This is a genomic window from Nonomuraea sp. B12E4 (assembly GCF_039871825.1).
Taxonomy (GTDB): Bacteria; Actinomycetota; Actinomycetes; order Streptosporangiales; family Streptosporangiaceae; genus Nonomuraea.
This window is the reverse complement of the sequence record NZ_JBDPME010000001.1, coordinates 1,139,035-1,156,029: the sequence shown is the minus strand read 5'-3', so window position 1 is coordinate 1,156,029 and position 16,995 is coordinate 1,139,035. Positions and strand designations below refer to the sequence as shown.

The 16,995-nt window shown below is 72.3% G+C and carries 22 protein-coding genes; 6 read left to right on the top strand and 16 right to left on the bottom strand.

Going from position 1 to position 16,995, the window contains the following annotated elements; all coding sequences use genetic code 11:
• The first annotated feature begins 114 nt into the window (after positions 1-114).
• On the top strand, positions 115-426 hold the full coding sequence (locus ABGB18_RS05435; protein ID WP_347694206.1) for a metalloregulator ArsR/SmtB family transcription factor: 312 nt from the start codon (positions 115-117) through the stop codon (positions 424-426).
• Entirely contained in the window at positions 423-1,199 is a 777-nt protein-coding gene (locus ABGB18_RS05430; protein ID WP_347694205.1) for an SRPBCC domain-containing protein, read from the top strand. Before ABGB18_RS05435 ends, ABGB18_RS05430 begins: the two co-directional genes overlap by 4 nt.
• Before the next feature lie 58 nt (positions 1,200-1,257).
• Here the strand turns inward: ABGB18_RS05430 and ABGB18_RS05425 are convergent, their stop codons facing one another.
• The 6 genes from ABGB18_RS05425 to ABGB18_RS05400 all read right to left on the bottom strand — a co-directional run bounded on the left by ABGB18_RS05425 (position 1,258) and on the right by ABGB18_RS05400 (position 5,945).
• Positions 1,258-2,298 (bottom strand): DUF4037 domain-containing protein, encoded by a 1,041-nt coding sequence (locus tag ABGB18_RS05425; RefSeq protein ID WP_347694204.1) that lies wholly within the window; start codon positions 2,296-2,298, stop codon positions 1,258-1,260.
• A gap of 192 nt (positions 2,299-2,490) precedes the next feature.
• Complete coding sequence (locus ABGB18_RS05420) at positions 2,491-2,628, bottom strand: hypothetical protein (RefSeq protein ID WP_347694203.1); 138 nt, start codon at positions 2,626-2,628, stop codon at positions 2,491-2,493.
• Positions 2,625-4,055, bottom strand: coding sequence for an adenylosuccinate lyase (gene purB, locus ABGB18_RS05415; RefSeq protein WP_347694202.1), 1,431 nt, complete (start codon positions 4,053-4,055; stop codon positions 2,625-2,627). The genes ABGB18_RS05420 and purB overlap by 4 nt, the downstream gene beginning before the upstream one ends.
• On the bottom strand, positions 4,052-4,744 hold the full coding sequence (locus ABGB18_RS05410; protein WP_347694201.1) for a sigma-70 family RNA polymerase sigma factor: 693 nt from the start codon (positions 4,742-4,744) through the stop codon (positions 4,052-4,054). Before ABGB18_RS05410 ends, purB begins: the two co-directional genes overlap by 4 nt.
• Positions 4,745-4,876: 132 nt before the next feature.
• Positions 4,877-5,188, bottom strand: coding sequence for a chorismate mutase (locus ABGB18_RS05405; RefSeq protein ID WP_347694200.1), 312 nt, complete (start codon positions 5,186-5,188; stop codon positions 4,877-4,879).
• Between the two features lie 151 nt (positions 5,189-5,339).
• Positions 5,340-5,945, bottom strand: a complete 606-nt coding sequence (locus tag ABGB18_RS05400; RefSeq protein ID WP_347694199.1) for a TetR family transcriptional regulator — start codon at positions 5,943-5,945, stop codon at positions 5,340-5,342.
• 102 nt (positions 5,946-6,047) lie between these two features.
• On the opposite strand from ABGB18_RS05400, the gene ABGB18_RS05395 reads away from it, so the two are divergent.
• Positions 6,048-6,842 carry an SDR family oxidoreductase gene (locus ABGB18_RS05395; RefSeq protein ID WP_347694198.1) on the top strand — a complete coding sequence of 265 codons (795 nt, stop codon included), beginning with the start codon at positions 6,048-6,050 and terminating at the stop codon, positions 6,840-6,842.
• Positions 6,843-6,876: 34 nt separating this feature from the next.
• Here ABGB18_RS05395 and ABGB18_RS05390 read toward each other — a convergent pair whose 3' ends face one another.
• Complete coding sequence (locus ABGB18_RS05390; RefSeq protein ID WP_347694197.1) at positions 6,877-7,350, bottom strand: MarR family winged helix-turn-helix transcriptional regulator; 474 nt, start codon at positions 7,348-7,350, stop codon at positions 6,877-6,879.
• Between the two features lie 57 nt (positions 7,351-7,407).
• Between ABGB18_RS05390 and ABGB18_RS05385 the strand changes: the two genes are divergently transcribed.
• Complete coding sequence (locus ABGB18_RS05385; RefSeq protein ID WP_347694196.1) at positions 7,408-8,184, top strand: alpha/beta hydrolase; 777 nt, start codon at positions 7,408-7,410, stop codon at positions 8,182-8,184.
• Here the strand turns inward: ABGB18_RS05385 and ABGB18_RS05380 are convergent.
• The 8 genes from ABGB18_RS05380 to ABGB18_RS05345 all read right to left on the bottom strand — a co-directional run bounded on the left by ABGB18_RS05380 (position 8,118) and on the right by ABGB18_RS05345 (position 14,210).
• A complete protein-coding gene (locus ABGB18_RS05380; RefSeq protein WP_347694195.1) occupies positions 8,118-8,540 on the bottom strand; it encodes a cation-transporting P-type ATPase in 423 nt (140 codons plus the stop codon). The two genes, ABGB18_RS05385 and ABGB18_RS05380, sit on opposite strands and share 67 nt — an antisense overlap.
• 43 nt (positions 8,541-8,583) lie before the next feature.
• Entirely contained in the window at positions 8,584-8,913 is a 330-nt protein-coding gene (locus ABGB18_RS05375) for a hypothetical protein (protein ID WP_347694194.1), read from the bottom strand.
• Positions 8,882-9,418: a MarR family transcriptional regulator gene (locus ABGB18_RS05370; RefSeq protein ID WP_347694193.1), complete on the bottom strand. Its 537-nt coding sequence runs from the start codon at positions 9,416-9,418 to the stop codon at positions 8,882-8,884. Before ABGB18_RS05370 ends, ABGB18_RS05375 begins: the two co-directional genes overlap by 32 nt.
• Positions 9,419-9,440: 22 nt before the next feature.
• Entirely contained in the window at positions 9,441-10,880 is a 1,440-nt protein-coding gene (locus ABGB18_RS05365) for an MFS transporter (protein ID WP_347694192.1), read from the bottom strand.
• A gap of 189 nt (positions 10,881-11,069) precedes the next feature.
• A complete protein-coding gene (locus tag ABGB18_RS05360) occupies positions 11,070-11,537 on the bottom strand; it encodes a hypothetical protein (RefSeq protein ID WP_347694191.1) in 468 nt (155 codons plus the stop codon).
• Between the two features lie 66 nt (positions 11,538-11,603).
• A complete protein-coding gene (locus ABGB18_RS05355; RefSeq protein ID WP_347694190.1) occupies positions 11,604-12,119 on the bottom strand; it encodes an XdhC family protein in 516 nt (171 codons plus the stop codon).
• 217 nt (positions 12,120-12,336) lie between these two features.
• A complete protein-coding gene (locus ABGB18_RS05350; protein ID WP_347694304.1) occupies positions 12,337-12,885 on the bottom strand; it encodes a YceI family protein in 549 nt (182 codons plus the stop codon).
• Positions 12,886-12,989: 104 nt separating this feature from the next.
• Entirely contained in the window at positions 12,990-14,210 is a 1,221-nt protein-coding gene (locus ABGB18_RS05345) for a cytochrome P450 (protein ID WP_347694189.1), read from the bottom strand.
• Between the two features lie 125 nt (positions 14,211-14,335).
• Between ABGB18_RS05345 and ABGB18_RS05340 the strand changes: the two genes are divergently transcribed.
• A complete protein-coding gene (locus tag ABGB18_RS05340; RefSeq protein ID WP_347694188.1) occupies positions 14,336-14,563 on the top strand; it encodes a hypothetical protein in 228 nt (75 codons plus the stop codon).
• 180 nt (positions 14,564-14,743) lie between these two features.
• On the opposite strand, the gene ABGB18_RS05335 is transcribed toward ABGB18_RS05340, so the two are convergent.
• On the bottom strand, positions 14,744-15,064 hold the full coding sequence (locus tag ABGB18_RS05335; RefSeq protein ID WP_347694187.1) for a DUF4333 domain-containing protein: 321 nt from the start codon (positions 15,062-15,064) through the stop codon (positions 14,744-14,746).
• Positions 15,065-15,266: 202 nt separating this feature from the next.
• On the opposite strand from ABGB18_RS05335, the gene ABGB18_RS05330 reads away from it, so the two are divergent.
• Complete coding sequence (locus tag ABGB18_RS05330; RefSeq protein WP_347694186.1) at positions 15,267-16,733, top strand: tetratricopeptide repeat protein; 1,467 nt, start codon at positions 15,267-15,269, stop codon at positions 16,731-16,733.
• Positions 16,734-16,995 lie beyond the last annotated feature (262 nt).

The following is a 16,995-nucleotide window of genomic DNA, read 5'->3' as shown; positions in this document are numbered from 1 at the left end:
GGCCAACGCATGGGACGACCGCGCCCCGCCCTTGACCGCACCAAGCCCGCCGCGCTCACCCTCAAACCGATACATGCACTTGCGGGAATATACTCGTGTCGGTATATTCACCGCATGCGCTTCGACGTGCTCGCGGAACCCGCACGACGCGACATCCTCGACCTCCTCCTCCAACGCCCCCACCTCGTCGGCGAACTCAGCCACCACCTCGGCCTCACCCAACCCGGCACCAGCAAACACCTGCGCGCCCTCCGCGAAGCCGGGCTCGTCACCGTCCGCAAAGACGCCCAACGCCGCTGGTACGAACTCCGCCCCCAACCCCTGGCCGACATCGACGCCTGGCTCACCCCCTACCGCAAACTCTGGAACCAGACCCTCGACCGCCTCGAACACCACCTCGACACCATGGAAGACGACACCCCATGAACGACAACCTCACCCTCCACCCCGACGGCCGCACCACCCTCACCATGCAACGCCGCCTCCCCCACCCACCCGCCAAAGTCTGGCGCGCCATCACCCAATCCCAGCACCTCGCCCACTGGTTCCCCGCCCAGGTCACCATCGACGGCGACCGCATCACCTACGGCTTCGGCCCCGACGGCCGCATCACCGAGAACAACCCACCCCACGCCTTCGCCCACACCTGGGGCGAGGACGAACTGCGCTGGGAACTCCACCCCGACGGCCCCGGCACCCTCCTCACCTTCACCCACACCTTCACCGACCGCCACGGCGCCGCCAGCTTCGCCTCCGGCTGGCACACCTGCATCATGGCCCTGCTCGCCACCCTCGACGAACGCCCCTTCCACGCACCCGCCGGCACCGCCCGCCTGCACGAGGACTACATCGCCATCCTCGGCCTCGACCCCGTCACCGCCGACGACCACACCACCCGCGCCGAACGCCAGCTCACCCGCCCCGCCGAGCACGTCTGGCAGACCCTGGGCGGCCCCGACGCCACCGTCGGCGCCCCGCCACCGGCCCCGTTCACCGCCGCCGGCCTGCAGGCCGGCCCCGTCACCCGGGCCGAGACGGACAAACTCCTGGAGTACGACACCGCGGGCGGCAGCGTGCGCTGGGAGCTGACCGCGGGGACCGGCCACGGCGCCCGCCTCATCATCACCCACACCGGCGATCCCGCCGCCGCGGCGTGGCGCAGGCGTATCGAAGAACTGGCCGCCGACCTCGCCGGCTAGGGGTTGATTGGGATGTGGGTATGATTTTCTCAGCCCACACCCTTTACAATGTAGATCATTATGCGCCGAGTCCCAGCACCGCCGCCGTCACCGCCCGCGCCCGCCCCGGCGCCATCAGCAGATCCGTCGAATCCGCCAGCTGATCCACACACCCCACCACCGGCAACCCCCTGATCACCGGATCCGACACCGCCGCCAGCAACGCCTGCGCGAACCGGTCCCCGCCGATCACCTCGAACGGCCGGTCGTGGAACCCCCGCACCCGCTCATCCAGCCGCTCGGCCAGCGCCACCCGGTTCTGCAGCGCCGCCACCCGCCCGTACGCCGCCGACAACCCCTCCTGCCGCTCCCGCCAGGACCGGGCCGCCACCACGACCCCCAGCGACTCTCCCAGCTCCGTGGAGCCCGGCATCCGCGCCAGCGCACTGCCCAGCCATTTCGCGTACGGCGGGTAACGCCGCCGCAGCAGCAACGCCAGCCGCATCACCTCCCGCGCCAGCCGCGCCCCCACGACCGCCGACCCCAGCTCGTCACCGACCTCCCCGCACCGGCCGGGGAACGGCTCCTCCTGCGCGATCCGCCGCCACTGACACGCCAGTACATACCGCCACACATCCTCGGGATACCAGCGCAACGCCGCCCTGACCGCCGCCAAACCGCCGCCCGCCAGCCCGTCGTGGAACACCTCCCCGCACGTCACCTCCGCCAGCCGCTGCCACGGCACCGACAACCAGTCCAGCAGCGACACCCCCGCCCGCGGATCGAACCCGAGCCGCCCCACCAGCCACCCGCTCAAATCCGTCACCGTCACCCCGGGCCGCACCTGCCCGTGATAGGCGAACACGGTCGGATAGCCCCGGAAACGCTCCGGCAGCCCCGCCGCCACCTTCGCCCGCACCTCGGCCACCGACCCCGCCGGCACGAACACCAGCACCCGCGGACCCCAGTCATGATCGGCCGAGCGGGCCGTGTCGAAAGCCAGCACCTCGGAACCGGGCCCGACCAGCGCGGCACTGTGCGCCACACCGGGCACCAGCGGCGCCACCACCTCGTGGTAGAAGGCTCGTGACAACTCGATACCAGGTACAAAATCGGACATCACTCCGTCAACTCTGCCCCAGCGCCGCCCGAACCTCACCCGATTTTCCCCGCACCCCGACCGCGCCGGCCGGGCTGGCCGCTCCCCATGCCGCCGAGGGCCCCGGACGGCTCGGCCCACGGCCGGACCGCCGCGAGCCCAGCCGCCAACATGCCGCGCCCTCAGGGTCCCGTGCCGTCAGGACACCACACCTCAGCCGCCCGCCACCACCGCCTCACCCAGCGCCCACGCCCGCGCCCCGCCCGCCAGGCCCTGCGCCGCCCACATGAGCAGATCGTCGTCCCCGCACGCCGACCGCACCTCATCCGCGGTACGCAGCTCGCGAATCACAGAATCGCACCCGGACGGTAGGCGGCCGCCGCCGGATGGGCCGCCACGATCTCTCCCACCTGCCGCGAGACCGCCGCCACCTGATCGGCCGCGGCCCCGGTGAACGACACCCGGTCGGCCAGCAGCTCCTGCAACCCCGCCCGGTCCAGCGGGAACCGCTCATCGGCGGCCAGCCGGTCGAGCAGCTCGTTGGCGGCCCCCCGCGAGCGCATCGCCAGCGCCGCCGCCACCGCGTGCTCCTTGATCAGCTCGTGTGCCTGCTCCCGGCCCAGCCCCGCCCGTACGGCCGCCATCAGCATCTTCGTCGTGGCCAGGAAGGGCAGGTAGCGGTCCAGCTCGGCCGAGATCACCGCCGGGAACGCGCCGAACTCGTCCAGCACCGTCAGCATCGTCTCCACCAGGCCGTCGAAGGCGAAGAACGCGTCCGGCAGCGCCACCCGGCGCACCACCGAGCAGGACACGTCACCCTCGTTCCACTGGTCGCCGGCCAGCTCCCCCACCATCGAGGCGTAACCGCGCAGCACCACGGCCAGGCCGTTGACCCTCTCGCATGAGCGGGTGTTCATCTTGTGCGGCATCGCCGACGAGCCGACCTGCCCCTCCTTGAACCCCTCGGTGACCAGCTCGTGCCCGGCCATCAGCCGGATCGTCTTGGCCAGCGACGACGGTGCCGCCGCCAGCTGCACCAGCGCCGTCACCACCTCGAAGTCGAGCGACCGCGGATAGACCTGCCCCACGCTCGTGAACCGGTGCGCGAACCCCAGATGGGCCGCCACCCGCCCCTCCAGCTCGGCCAGCTTGCCCCGATCACCGCCCAGCAGGTCCAGCATGTCCTGGGCGGTGCCGACCGGGCCCTTGATCCCGCGCAGCGGGTAACGGGCGATCAGCTCCTCCAGCCGCCGATGGGCCACCAGCAGCTCGTCGGCGGCCGTCGCGAAACGCTTGCCCAGCGTCGTGGCCTGCGCCGCCACGTTGTGCGAGCGACCGGCCACCACCGTCGCCCGATGCTCCTCGGCCAGGCTCGCCAGCCGCGCCAGCAACGCCACCACCCGGTCGCGCACCAGCAGCAGACTGTCGCGCACCTGCAACTGCTCGACGTTCTCCGTCAGGTCGCGCGAGGTCATGCCCTTGTGCACCTGCTCGTGCCCGGCCAGCGCGTTGAACTCCTCGATGCGGGCCTTCACGTCGTGGCGGGTGACCCGCTCGCGTGCCGCGATCGAGTCCAGATCGACCTGCTCGATCACCTTGTCGTAGTCGTCGATCGCACCATCCGGCACCGCCACCCCCAGCCCGGCCTGGGCCCGCAGCACCGCCAGCCACAACCGCCGCTCCGCGACGATCTTGTACTCGGGAGACCACAGGCGGGCCAGCTCCGGCGAGGCGTAACGAGCGGCCAGGACATCGGGGATACGCGGCTTGGAAGTCACGTTCGACTAGTGTATTCACCCCGCCGCACCCGCACGGACCCCACCGCGCCCCGGCGGAGTGGCCGGTCAGGGGGCATGGACGGCCCGGCACTCGCGCGGCCTGGTGGTTCCCGCGGAAATGATCGCCCGTCGTCGTGGGGGTCGGGGTGTCGCCTGGCTGGAATTGTCCCGACGCTCTCGGCCCTGGAGGCCCGGGGCCGCTCCCGGACCGCCGTGACCCGCGCCCGCGAGGCGAGCTTGCGGCCGGCGGCGGGCGTCCCTCCGAGCACCTCCGCGATCCGGTCGAACGGGAAGCCGAAGACGTCGTGCAGCACCAGCGCGACCCGCTCGGCGGGCGAGAGCGTCTCCATGACCACCAGCATCGCGGTGCTCACCGACTCGTCCATGAGCACCCGGACGGCGGCGTCGGGCCCGGTCAGCAGGGGTTCGGGCAGCCAGGGGCCGACATAGGACTCCCGCCGGACGCGCGCCGACTTCAGCACGTTGTACGACGTCCGGACGGCCAAGGTCACCAGCCAGGCCCGCAGGTCCCGCACCCCGGACAGGTCGGCGGCGGCGGCACGCAACCAGACCTCCTGGGTCACGTCCTCGGCCTCGGCCACGGCGCCGAGGATCCGGTAGGCCGCCCCGAACACCGCGGGACGATGCGCTTCCCAGCCGGCCTCCCCCAACGCACCGGTCAGCTCCACCCCTCGGCCCCCTCCGGCTCAGCGATCGCCCACCGATCCCAGGCCGACCCCCGGTGGGCGCTTGTGGTGGGTTCGGCATCGGCCGTGCGGCACCACCGACCGAGCGCCTTTACAATGTAGATCACTATATGCTCACGGTTGCCGGTCCGCGGCGGGCGGGCCTGCCCGGTGTTCGGCGAGTTCGAGGGCGATGAAGGCGCCGATCATGGCGCGCCACACGGCCTCGGCCACCTCCGGGGACAGCCCGGCGTGGGCGGCGCGCTCGCGGGCGGCGGCCACGACACGCTCGGCGCGGCCGGGAGCGCGTACGGCCTGTTCGTCGGTCTTGAACGCGGCCGCGCGCCGGACCAGGGCCTGCCGGTCGGCCAGCAGCCGGACCAGTTCGCCGTCGATGTCGTCGATCCGGGCGCGGACCTCGGCCAGGGAAGAGGGCTGAGTCGTCACGTGCGGAGAACCTAGCATCGCCGGGCCCCGCCGCGCGCTCATCGGACCGGATGGACCCGCGCCGCGAACGTGCCGTACGGTCCCGGCGGCGGCCAGCGTGCGCGGCCGCGTCCCCGATGCCGGCTGAACGGGCCGGGAAGGCCGGCCGGCCTCACTCCCGGGGCTCGGCCGGGGAGGCGAGCCTGCGGGCGACGTCGATCACGGTCTCGCGGCGGCGGGCGAAGGCGGCCTGCTCGGTCTCCTCGTCCAGGATGGCGCGGCACGTCCTGGGCACCGCGAAGTTCCAGGCGACCAGGCTCATGATGGTGAACACCAGGTCCTGAGCGGCGCGGAGGCGTGCGCCCTCGGGAAGGTGCCGGGCCACGCCCCCGTCCACGAGCACGCCGGCCTTCGCCCGGAAACCGTCACGGAGCCCCCGCTCGTACGCGTCGGGTTGACCGCCCCCCTCCAGCGCCTCCCACAGCACCAGCCGGATCAGCTCCGGATGCTCCCGGTACCAGTCGAAGATCTGCCCGACCGACTCGGCCACCGCGTCGGGATCGATGGTGACGCAGCGGCCGACCTCCTCCAGCTTGGCCCCCAGGATGGCGGCGAAGAGCTTTTCCTTGCTCCCGTAATAGAGGTAGAGGGCCTGCTTGTTGGCCTTGGCGGCGGCCGCGATCCGGTCGACCCTGGCCCCCGCCAGCCCGTGCTCGGCGAACTCGATGGCGGCGGCGTCGAAGATCCGCCGCTTGGTGTCCTCCGCGTCATAGGCCATGGACAAATTAAACCATCCAGTTGACTCCGCGCCGTTCACACTGCAGGATCAGCGGGGACAGCTAAACAAACCAGTTGGTTTATTTCCTGGAAGGCTCTTCCCATGAGCACTGCGACTCCCATCCCCGTGCGTTCGCCGCTGCCCGGCGCCCTTTCCGGCGCGACCGCCGTCCTCGTCGGCGGCAGCTCGGGCATCGGGCTGGCGGCGGGCGTCCTGCTGCGTTCGGTCGGCGCCCGCGTCGTGCTGATCGGCCGCGACCCCGACCGGCTGAAGGCCGCCGCCGCCCGGGTACGCGCCGCGGGCCCGGCCGGGGACCCCGGCGACGCCGTCCTGGAGGTTCCCGGCGACGGCGGGGACGAGCAGACCCTCGCCGCGGCCTTCGACCGGGCCGGGCACGCCGATCACGTGCTCGTCACCGCGGGCGGCATCACCGGCGCCGGCCCGCTGACCGCGCTGTCGGCCGACGACATCCGCGCGGCCCTGGACTCGCGCCTCTGGGGGGCCTTCGCCGCCGCCCGCGCCGCGGCGGCCCGGCTTCCCGCCGGAGGCTCGCTCACGTTCAGCTCGGGGATCCTCGTGGCCCGCCCCGCTCCCGGGATGTCGGCCCCGCTGTCGGCCGTCGGCGCCGTGGAGACCCTCACCAGGGCCCTGGCCGTGGAGCTCGCCCCCGCCCGGCTACGGGTCAACGCCATCCGCTTCGGCCGGATCGACACCCCGCTCCTGCGCTCGGCGGCGGGGACGGACTCCGACGACGCGATCGCCGCCGCCGGATCGGCCGTCCCCCTCGGCCGTTTCGGCACCGCCGAGGAGGCCGCCGCCTCGGCTCTCTTCCTCATGGCCAACAACTACGTCACCGGTCAGGTCATCACCGTCGACGGCGGCGAGACCCTCACCTGACGCGGCCCTCGCGGCCCTTCGCGGGCTGAGGCCGCTAGTCCATGTCGATGTCGTCGAGGTGGCGCAGCAGGCGTGAGAGCACGCGGAGGCAGGCGGTGATCTCGGCGTCGGTCAGGTCACCGCCGATCCGGCGCAGCACCGCGCGCTCGCGGTCGATCACGGCGTCGATGGCGGCCCGGCCCTCCTCGGTGAGCCGGATGAGCGAGGAGCGTTTGTGCGCCGGGTTGGGGACGGACTCGACCAGGTGGCGCGCGGCCGCGTCATTGATCATGCGCTGGACGAACTGGCGGCTCAGCGCCTGGGCACGGCCCATCTGGGGGACGGTCATGGGCCCGTGCTCGCGGAGCATGTTCAGCACGGCCCGGACGCCCACCGGCAGTCCCTCGATGGGCGCGTCCTGCTCCACCTTGCGGTAGGCCCGCCGATACAGCGGTCCCACCAGGTCGAACACCTCGCCGAGCCGGTCGGTCGGCGCTCCGGGCGCCGGGTCGCGGCCTGTCTCGCTCACCCCACCATCATGACACCTGTGTTGTCATTTCGCGCCAATAATGACACCTTGGTTGTCATGACTGACCTGTTCTGGCTCGACGCCGGCGCCGGCCGGCCCCTCGTCCTGCTGCACGGCGGCTTCCTGGACCACGGCATGTGGGAGGACCAGATACCGGGCCTCGCCGCCCGGCACCGTGTCATCGCCCCCGACGCCCGCGGCCACGGCCGCTCCCCCAACGCCACCGGCCCGTACCGGCTGACCGACGACCTCGCCGCGCTGCTGCGCCACCTGGACACCGGGCCGGCGGTGCTGGTGGGCCTCTCCATGGGGGCGAGCCTGGCGGTCGACACCGCCCTGGAGCACCCCGACCTCGTCAGCGCCGTGGTCGTCAGCGGCGCCGGGACCAGCGAGCCGTACTTCACCGATCCCTGGACCACCCGGAGCATGGCCACCTGGCACGCGGCGATGGCCGCCGGGGACCTGGACGCCTCGGTCGAGGGGTTCATGGCCTTCGCCGCGGGACCGTACCGCACCCTCGACGACCTCGACCCCCGGGTCGTGCACCGGTTGCGGCGGACGGCCCGGGCCACCATGGCCAAGCACACCCGCGACGAGCCCCACCACCTCGTCGGCGTGCGCGAGACCTGGGAGCGCGTGCCCACGATCGGCGTGCCCGTGCTGGCCGTCCACGGCGCCCTCGACTCCCCCGACCACATCGGCATGGCCGAACGCCTCGCCGGCGCCGTCGCCGACGGCCGCGCGACCTCGATCGACGGGACCGCGCACTACCCCAACGTGGAACGCCCGGACGTGTACAACAAGATCCTCGAAGAGTTCCTCCGCGGCCTGTGACCGGGACCGCCGGTGGCCGTACCGCTCAGTGACGCCGTTCCCCCCGGTCCTTGAGCGCCTGGTGGAGCGCGGCGCAGCAGCCCCACGGCCGCCTGCGCGCGGCCTTCCTGCACCAAGCTCAGGCCGGCGTTGAACGCCAGCACCACGGCGACTACGGCGGCCTCCAGCCACTTGCCCAACGCCACTTCCAGCGCGATCGTGATCTCCAGCATCCACGGCACCGGCGCCCACAGCTTCGCGGCAATACGGGCGGCCAGTCGAGGCCGCTGCTCCGGCACCATGTTCGGACCGACCTGCGCGAGCAGGTCCCGGGCTCTGGCCGAGGACAGGCCCCTGGGCGAGGCTGCGTCGCTCACGATCCCCCCCTTGCTCTGCCCCGTCGGCGGCCGGGGCGGCTGTTCACTGGATGAGCAGGCTGGCTCCCGTCAGGATGGCCACGGTGAGGGCGAGCACCGCGGTCAGCAGGAAGAAGCGTGGGTCGGGTGCGGCCAGGTGGCGGGGTGGTGATCCCCCGTGCGCCTGGTAGCGGTGGCGGTAGGCGTACGCGCCGAGCAGCACGGCGATGGCCAGGCTGAGCGCCCCCGCCGCCAGCAGGACGTCATTGCGGCCGACCGTCAGCATCACCAGTCCGGCCACCAGCGCGGTGGCGGCCGCCAGGCACCGGTTCTGGGTCGCCTGGCGTGCTCGGTTCTGAGGGTCATCGGCCGGCAGCCATGGTGTTGTCATCATCAGCCTCCCTGATGAAGGGCGGAGCGTCCGCGAGCGTGTCGATGGCGCGGGTCAGCGCGTCCAGCGCGGGTATCGCCTCGGCCAGTACGCGCTGGTGGTTCTCCTCGAGCCCGGTCAGTGCGGTGTGGACGAGGACGGCATTGGTACGCCTCCAGCGCGCCAGCACGCTCTGTCCGTCGGCGGTGAGAGACAGCGCGAACGCGCGTGCGTCAACCGCCGCCCGCGACCGCGTGACCAGGCCACGTGCGTGCAAGGCGTTCACCAGCGTGGTGACCGAGTTCGGGGAGAGCCTCAGATGGCGAGCCAGTTGGCTGGGACGGGCACCCGGTGCTGCTGCCAGGCAGGACAGCACCTCAAGCTGCGCGACCGTCAACGGGCAGTCGGGATCGGCGGCGCGGGCGGCGCGGCGCATCGCCCGCCGTAGCCGGGCGACGGTGTCGGCCAGCACCAGCCCGGCTGAAGCCGCCGACCCGGCGAGACTGTGCGGTGTCAAGCTCGTCGCCATCGTGTTCCTCCCCTCGCAGTCGTCAAAGCTCAGGGGCTGTGCCGTGGTGATCGTGGCCGGGCGGCGCGCCGAACGCGGTGAACGCGGCCAGTACGGCGACCGCCGCGAGCACGACCAGCGCGGCCCGTGCCCCCACCAGGTAGGAGGCGCCGGCCAGATGCAGCGCCAAGGTCACCGCCGCGATGCCGAACGCCGTCCCGATGCCGCGGGCCATGTTCACCATGCCTCCGGCCGTGCCCGACACCTGTTCCGGAGCCGCGACCATGACGACGCTGTTGTTGGCAGGAATGAACGTGCCCAGTCCAGTACCCATCACCAGCAGACAAGCCACCAGGAGTCCTACCTGGCCCGGCGACAGGGCCAGCAGCCCAGCCCCTACCGCGGCCAGCACGGCACCCGTCGCGCACCGCAGCCGATTGCTCCATCGCGCGGGCAGCACCTGCTCCGCGCCCAACGCGGCCAGCGCGAATCCGGTGGGCAACGCCGTCAGGATCAGGCCGGCGCTCAGCTCACCCATGCCGCCGGCCACCAGCACCTGGGGGACCAGCACCAGCGGGCCGAACAGCACCAGATAGCCGCCCAACGCACCCGCCAGCCCAGCCGCCACCGCCCGGCTGCGCAACAATCCAACGTCGATCAGCGCGGACGGCGCCCGCCGCTCCCACAGCCAGAAGGCGACCCCGCACGCGGCGGCAACAGTCAGCAGGACGGGCAACGACCACAGCGGCAAAGCCAGGCCGGAGATCACCGAGGCCGCCAGCAGCAGACAGGTGGTCGCGATGGCGAGCAGAGCCAGCCCAGCCAGGTCGAACCGGCGTACCCGCCGGCGCCGGCGGGTACGCGGCAGCAGGTAATGACCCGCGACGATGGCGGCCAGGCCGACCGGCACGTTGATCCAGAACACCCATCGCCAGCCGAGCGTCCCCACCACCAGCCCGCCCAGCGCCGGCCCCAAGGCCAGGCCGAGCGCCTGAGCCGCCGCCTGCAACCCCAGCCCCGCCCGCGCCCGCGCCCGTGGCAGGCTGGAGACCACCAGCGCCACGCTGTTGGCCTGAAGCATCGCGGCCCCGACCGCCTGCACCAGGCGGAAACCCACCAGCGCCGCCAGCGATGGCGCCAGCCCGCAGGCAGCGGACGCCGCCGTGAACACCACAAAGCCGTACAGATAGATCAGCTTGCGGCCCGCCGTATCGGCTACCCTGCCCGCCCCGGCCAGCAAGGCCACAAGCGTGAGCAGGTATCCCAGCGACACCCACTGCACCGCCGCCAGCGAGGCAGCGAACTCTCGTTGCAGCGCAGGGAACGCCAGCGTGACGATGCTGGCGTCCAACTGGCCCATGAACGCGCCGATGCACACCGCTCCCACAGCGAACCACGCCGCGTTGGGGTGCTCACGCACCCGCAGCGGCCGGCGGGACTCCCCGAGCAGATCAGGCAGCCCGCGACGGCTCCGCGCGTTCATCACTCAACCCGCAACTGGCGAACCAACCAGCCGAAACAACCAAGCCGATGCCGTACTCTCCTACGGTCGGCCCGCGAAAGCCTCGTCCCCAACCGCCAGAGCGCAGCCCCCGACCGCTTCCGAACAGCACATCCCCGTCGGTGGCACATTCATGATCCCCCCGGACTCCTTCTGTGCCAGAACCACTTTTTAGCCTACTCCCGACCATTCCGGCCGCCCGTGGCCACCCCTACACAGCAGGTCAACCACCAGCCGGGCACGCCCGACGACCGCGGGCACGTAGGCGTCCCTGCCGAGCCCGCCGGCGTTCCACGGCACCGGCAGCAGGACGACGGCCAGGAGGAGGTGCGGGGCGGTGAGCGAGTCCAGCCACACCGCGCCCGCGAACGGGGCCAGCGTCACGGCGCTCATCAGGGCCGCGACCGTCAGCGCCGGACCGCGCCGCGCCCGGTCGAGCAGGACGCCGACCGGCAGGGCCAGCAGCCACGCCAGCAGCAGGGAGATCAGGGAGGCCAGTCCGTTCTCGCCGTACGACCGCTGGGCGTGCATATGAAGGACGAAGACGATCGTGGCCGGAGCGGCGAGCATGCCGGCCTGCTGGCTGATCCCGCCGGAGAGGAACCATGAGCATCGACGAAGCGGGCTGGGGGTGATCATGCCGGCATCCTGCCCGGAAGTCGCTCAGCTCCTCGAATCCTTCGAGCCGCAGGCCGGCCGGGCGGGTCAGAAGGTGAAACCGCCGGGGCGGGCGTTGCGGTCGGCGATCAGGCCGGCCAGGGTGGCGACGGCGATCTCCGGAGGGGTCTGCGAGCCGATGTTGAGCCCGATCGGCCGGTGCACCCGGGCGATCTCCTCCGCCGGGACGCCGAGGTCGGCCAGCGCCCGCACGTGTGGCCCGGTGTGGCGGGGGCTGCCCATGATGCCGATCCACCGGGCAGGCGACTTGAGCAGGTCGCGCAGGATCGGGCCGATCTCCTCCCGGTGATGGTCGGTGAGCACCACGTCGGCCGTCGCGTCCAGGTAGTCGCCGAGCTCGTTCACCGCCGTGAACCCGGGCAGGTGACGCTCCGGGTCGGGCTCCAGGAGGATCGGGCGGAAGCCGAGCTCGGTGCCGAACCTCAGCAGGCAGCCGGCCACCGGGGACGCGAAGACCGCCACCAGCGTCCGCCCGGTCCCCTCGGCGGGCGTCCTGCCGTGGGCCGCCTCACACGCCGGGTCTTCACCATGGGTGTGGGTCATACTCGCAGTCTGTCACGAGGGACCGGATTCCCGCCCGAACCGCCCGCCGGCGTCTCCGGCCGTCCCCACCTGCCGGCCCGCGACGCCGGCGCCGCCGTCACCCGAGGCCCCGCGCTGCAGCGCGGCTCGCACAGCCTCGTCGGAGCAGCCTGCATGACTCCCAGGACGGCCGGACCTGGACCATCCTGGAGCCTCCCCCAGCCGCTGGCCTCCGACGTCATTCCCGCGGCGCCAGACCGACGTCGAACCGCACCTCCACCTCGTCGTTGAGTTTGAGCGCGCCCAGCAGCGCCGAGTAGGGCCGGATCCCCCACCGGCTCTGCACGATGACCGCCGAACCGCGCACCCGGCCCTCCGCCAGCGTGCCCTGCACGGTGAGGGGCCGGGTGGCCCCGGCGAGGGTGAGCTCGCCCTCGACGCGGAACGACTCCGCGGTCCCCTCGACCCGGGTGGACCGGAACGTGATCTCCCGGTGGCGCTCGGTGTGCAGGACCTTGCGGCGGATGTTCTGCTCGATCTCCCGGCGGTCGCCGTCCGTGAGCGGCTTGACGCCGCCGGTCCCCTCCAGGACCTCGAACGCGTCGGCGTCGACCGTGACGGTCACCGAGGAGCCGGCCGGGGCGGCGGGGTCCACCATGGCCACGCCGCTCCAGCGGGTGGCCTCGATGGTCAGGTCGTGGCCGGCCTTCGCGCCCAGCCCGGTGCGGGTCGTGTGGACCAGGAGCCGGCCGGACTCCGGGCCCAGCGGGAAGCTGCCAGCGATCATGCTCACCTCGCCAGGCTAACCTCGGCCGGAGAGCCCGGGACGGCACGACACGACCTGGATTCCGCCGGTGGCATGCGGCACCGTCTCCTGCGACGAAACGACGATCACGGCCGACCGATGGAGCAGAGGTCGTTCCCGCCCCCGGCGGCGACCCTCAGGCCGCGGATCTCGTAGCCGCCGATGTCGTTGACGAAGGTCACCCGGGGTGCCGCCGCCATCCGCACGCCGTCCATGGCGAACAACCGGCTGAGGAAGACGTCGGTCTCCAGCATGGCGATGCCCGCTCCAGGGCAGCGGTGCGGGCCGTCGCCGAAGGACAGCGCCGCGGCGCCGACGCCTCCGTCGATGGCGCGGCCCGGGCACATCGACAGCGGCTCGGCGCCCACGGCTCGGGCGTCGGTGTTGGCCGCGTCGACGTACACCTCGATCAGCGCGCCCGGGGGCACCGTGACCGGCCCGCCGGCGCCGTCCAGTTCGAGGGCCGCTGTGGTGCGCCGGCGCAGCCTGGCCACCACCGGTTCCAGCCGCAGGATCTCGTGCAGGACGGCGAGGCGGGCGGGCTCGTCGGCCGCGCGATAGCGCTCCAGCAGCGCCTCGTCGGTGAACAGGTGCCAGGCGGCGGCACAGATGAACTCCCGGGTGGTCACCATGCCGGCCGCGGCGAAGGTCAGGCACTCGCCGAGGATCTCGGCATCGGAGCACCCCTGGTCGATCAGGTGCGTGATGAGGTCGTCGCGCGGCTCGCGGCGGTGGTCGCGGATCGCCGGGCGGACGTCGGCCAGGTAGACGCGCAGCCAGTTGACGTTCTGCCTGACCATCCAGTAGATCCCGTGCGGGCTGGTCAGGCCGGGCCTGCCGAACTTCTCCGGGAAGAAGCGTTCCAGCCTGCCGCGGATCCCCGGCCGGCTGGAGGTGAGGCCGATGATCGCGCTCGCCACCTGGATCGCCATGCCGAAGCTCAGCTCCGGCAGCGCCGCCTCGCCCGCCGCTCGCAGCTCGGCCAGCCGGTCCTCGGCGACCCGTGCCATCAGGTCGCGGTACTGCTCGTCCACGCGGCGGGGCGTGAAGTACTTCGCCGTCTGCCGGCGGTCCTCACGGTGCTCGGGCCCGTCCCGGTAGAGAACGGGGCGGCGGACCCCGGCGGGCAGCTTCTCCACGGTCTCGATGCCCAGCCCGGCCTGGACGGTGACGTCGCTGCGGAGCACGGTGCGGGCCTGCGCGTGGCCGCGAACCTGCCACGTGCCGTCGCCGGCGCGCCGGACCGGGCCGGCCCCGGGTTCGGTGGGGCGCCGGATCTTGCGCGCGTCCTCGCTGTGGTCGTTCACGCCGAACGTCTCCCTGTCGTCGCCCCGGCTTTCCGACCATGCTTGCCCCCGCGAGGCGGCAGATCAAGAACCTGTAGCCTGTCTACTGGTCGGGGTGTGCCCCCGCCGGGAAGGGGCCTTGTGCCATGAGCGACAACCACGCCGAGGGAGCGGACCACACCCAAGTGCCGGGCTGGCAGGAGGGCCGGCTCGTGCTGCTCATCGTCCTGGGCATGATCGTCGCCAATGTGCTCGTCACCCTGCTGACCAGCCGGAGTCAGGGCATGGGCCTCGGCGAGCTGCTCGCCTTCGGCGGGGGCGCGGTGCTGGGGCTTCTGGTCGAGTTCGGGATCTTCCGCAGAGCCGGGCGCTGACGCGGGGCCGGACCCTGAAGGCAGGGCCGGGCTCGCCCTGGGCGTCAGCGGACCAGCCGCGTACGATCACCCGGCTGGGGTGGTCCAGGACATCCGGGTGGCGGCGCGGGCCGGCATCGACGGCGAAGTCCACGGGCGCGCCCTCATCTATCCGGGCAGCCCGGGCCAGGAGCGGGTCCGTCAGCCAATGGACGACGCCGAGACCTCGCCCTGGTCGCTAACAACCGTTACCCGCACAACCCGCTTGTTGGGGGCGCGCCAGAGCCGGCACTCGAACTGGTTGCCTACCTCGACCACGATGGAAGCAGGGCAGGTCAGCTGGCTACCGGGCTCTCCGACCTGGTCAATCACCTGCCGCTCCAATGCCTCTTGGTCCAGCACCCTTTGCACCGGGACGACGTCCGTGTTCATCGCCTTGATCGTCACCGCCACCGCGCAAGCGGCGACCACGACCGAGGAGACCGCCACGACGATACGCGCAAAGTTCCGTTGATCAGCCACACGGACAGTCCTATCGGTCAGGTCCGCGGACTGACAAGACCGCTCCTGGCGGGGGCAAGCGGTCGAATGAAGCACGGTCAGCATGACCCCGTGAGGCGGTGGGACACGGAGCCGGACATGGTGGGGCGCGACCGCGGATCGGTGGGAGGCACCCGTTGACGAAATCACGAAATGTCGTTATTCGATCTCTATACTCCCGCCTATGTCAGGATCACCCACGTCAGTCGACATCGCCTTCGGCCTGCTGCAGGAGGGCCGGCTGATCGACGCCGAACAGCTCCTGTCGCGGGAGCTGCGGGCCGTCGAGCAGAGACACGGCCACGGAAGCGCGGAATGGGCCTCCGCCCAGTGCGACCTCGGCAACCTCCTGTTCAGCTCAGGGCAGCTCGACCGGGCCGTGGGCCACTTCCGCAGCGCGTGCTCCAACCCGCCCATGGGCGATCAGGAGAGGTACCGGGACCACCTGACGTACCGCCTTAATCTGGGCACCGCGCTGGCCGCCGCCGGCCGGTTCGACGAGGCCGAGGCCGAGCTGCGCCACAACCTGCGGGAGCGGCAGGACTTCTACGGCCGCGAGCATCCCGGCTACGCCTTCGGCCTGGAGCCGCTGGCCGATGTCCTGCTCCGGCGCGGCCACGCCGCCCAGGCCCGCCAGGTCATCGAGGAGACGATCGGCATCTTCTGGCGCGCCGGCCACGAGCGGGTCGCCACCGCGCTGGCGGCGAAGGCGGAGATCGTCATGGCCGCGGGCGGCGGCGAACCGGCCTTCTCCGACCTGGAGCGGCTTCCGGACGGGGTCGTCGAGCAGATCGCGCTCGCCGTGACGGGCCGGACCGGTCACGATCCCGTGGCCGGCAAGGCGCTTCTCACCCACCTGGTCACGGCCATGGAGACGCGGTTCGGCCCCGACCACCACGCGACGCTCAACGCCCTGTCCCACCTGGCCAACATCAGTCACGACGCCGGGGACGAGACGGGGCGGGTGGCGGCGATCGGCAAGGTGCTCGGCTCCTACGACCGGCAGGGCCGGGCGGAGGACGCCCTCATGGCGACACTCGGACTGGCCCTGGCCCAGGAGAACGCCGGTGATCTGGAGGGGGCGCTGCGGACGTACGAGCAGGCGCGGGCCCGGGCGGGGCGCATCGGCCGCCCCGAGCTCAGCGCCCAGGTGCTGCGCAACTGGGGGCTGGCGCTGTCGGCCGCCGGCCGGCCGGCCGAGGCGGAGCCGCAGCTGCGCGAGGCCGTGGCCGCGGCCGAGCTCGGCAGCGACCCCGAGATGCTCGGCCGCTCCCGCGTCGCGCTCGGGCTGTTCCTGCAGCACGAGGAACGGCTGTCCGAGGCGCGGCACGTGGTGGCGGCGGGGCTGTCGATGCTGGACGTCGCGCACCCCGACGCGATCACGGGGCGCAGCCATCTCGGCGCCATCGTGGAGGGCCGCTCGTGCGGGTGCGGCAACGTCCAGGACGCGGTCGCGGCGGCGTTCCGGGAGTTCGTGCTCGACCGGCTGCCGCGCGATCTCCTCGAGGCACTCGACGTGACCATCGAGAACGACGACTTCGCGATCCAGGTCAAGCTGCGCCGCGAGCCGACCGAGGACGAGCTGGAGCACCTGAACCGGCTGGTCCAGAGCGCGACCGCCGAGTTCCGCGGCCGCCTGACCGCCCGGTAGCGGCCGCACCCGGGAGATCCGTGGTTGTCGCCGCGTGAGAAGCCGCCGCGGTAGAAGAAGGACACGGCCGCGCCGCTGTCCAGCGTCCCCGTGACGGACAACTGGTCGGCCGTCGTCACCGGGATCGTGGTCCCCTCATCCACCACCCGAACCTCCTTGCGGCCGTTGACGAGGTTGGCCGAGACTCCGGTGAAGTCCCCCAACGCGAAGTTCACCGCCTCGAGGGCGTGCATGCCCGCTGCGGTCAGGAGCGTCGCTCCGT

What these genes read in the sequence shown, in the direction of transcription:
- ABGB18_RS05340 (WP_347694188.1), top strand. Translation starts at nt 14,336, where the DNA reads ATGAGCGACAACCACGCCGAGGGAGCGGACCACACCCAAGTGCCGGGC.
- ABGB18_RS05330 (WP_347694186.1), top strand. Translation starts at nt 15,267, where the DNA reads ATGTCAGGATCACCCACGTCAGTCGACATCGCCTTCGGCCTGCTGCAG.
- ABGB18_RS05375 (WP_347694194.1), bottom strand. Translation starts at nt 8,913, where the DNA reads ATGATGACAACACCATGGCTGCCGGCCGATGACCCTCAGAACCGAGCA.
- ABGB18_RS05355 (WP_347694190.1), bottom strand. Translation starts at nt 12,119, where the DNA reads ATGACCCACACCCATGGTGAAGACCCGGCGTGTGAGGCGGCCCACGGC.
- ABGB18_RS05395 (WP_347694198.1), top strand. Translation starts at nt 6,048, where the DNA reads ATGAGCACTGCGACTCCCATCCCCGTGCGTTCGCCGCTGCCCGGCGCC.
- ABGB18_RS05435 (WP_347694206.1), top strand. Translation starts at nt 115, where the DNA reads ATGCGCTTCGACGTGCTCGCGGAACCCGCACGACGCGACATCCTCGAC.
- ABGB18_RS05425 (WP_347694204.1), bottom strand. Translation starts at nt 2,298, where the DNA reads ATGTCCGATTTTGTACCTGGTATCGAGTTGTCACGAGCCTTCTACCAC.
- ABGB18_RS05360 (WP_347694191.1), bottom strand. Translation starts at nt 11,537, where the DNA reads ATGATCACCCCCAGCCCGCTTCGTCGATGCTCATGGTTCCTCTCCGGC.
- ABGB18_RS05385 (WP_347694196.1), top strand. Translation starts at nt 7,408, where the DNA reads ATGACTGACCTGTTCTGGCTCGACGCCGGCGCCGGCCGGCCCCTCGTC.
- ABGB18_RS05365 (WP_347694192.1), bottom strand. Translation starts at nt 10,880, where the DNA reads ATGAACGCGCGGAGCCGTCGCGGGCTGCCTGATCTGCTCGGGGAGTCC.
- ABGB18_RS05350 (WP_347694304.1), bottom strand. Translation starts at nt 12,885, where the DNA reads ATGATCGCTGGCAGCTTCCCGCTGGGCCCGGAGTCCGGCCGGCTCCTG.
- ABGB18_RS05430 (WP_347694205.1), top strand. Translation starts at nt 423, where the DNA reads ATGAACGACAACCTCACCCTCCACCCCGACGGCCGCACCACCCTCACC.
- ABGB18_RS05400 (WP_347694199.1), bottom strand. Translation starts at nt 5,945, where the DNA reads ATGGCCTATGACGCGGAGGACACCAAGCGGCGGATCTTCGACGCCGCC.
- ABGB18_RS05370 (WP_347694193.1), bottom strand. Translation starts at nt 9,418, where the DNA reads ATGGCGACGAGCTTGACACCGCACAGTCTCGCCGGGTCGGCGGCTTCA.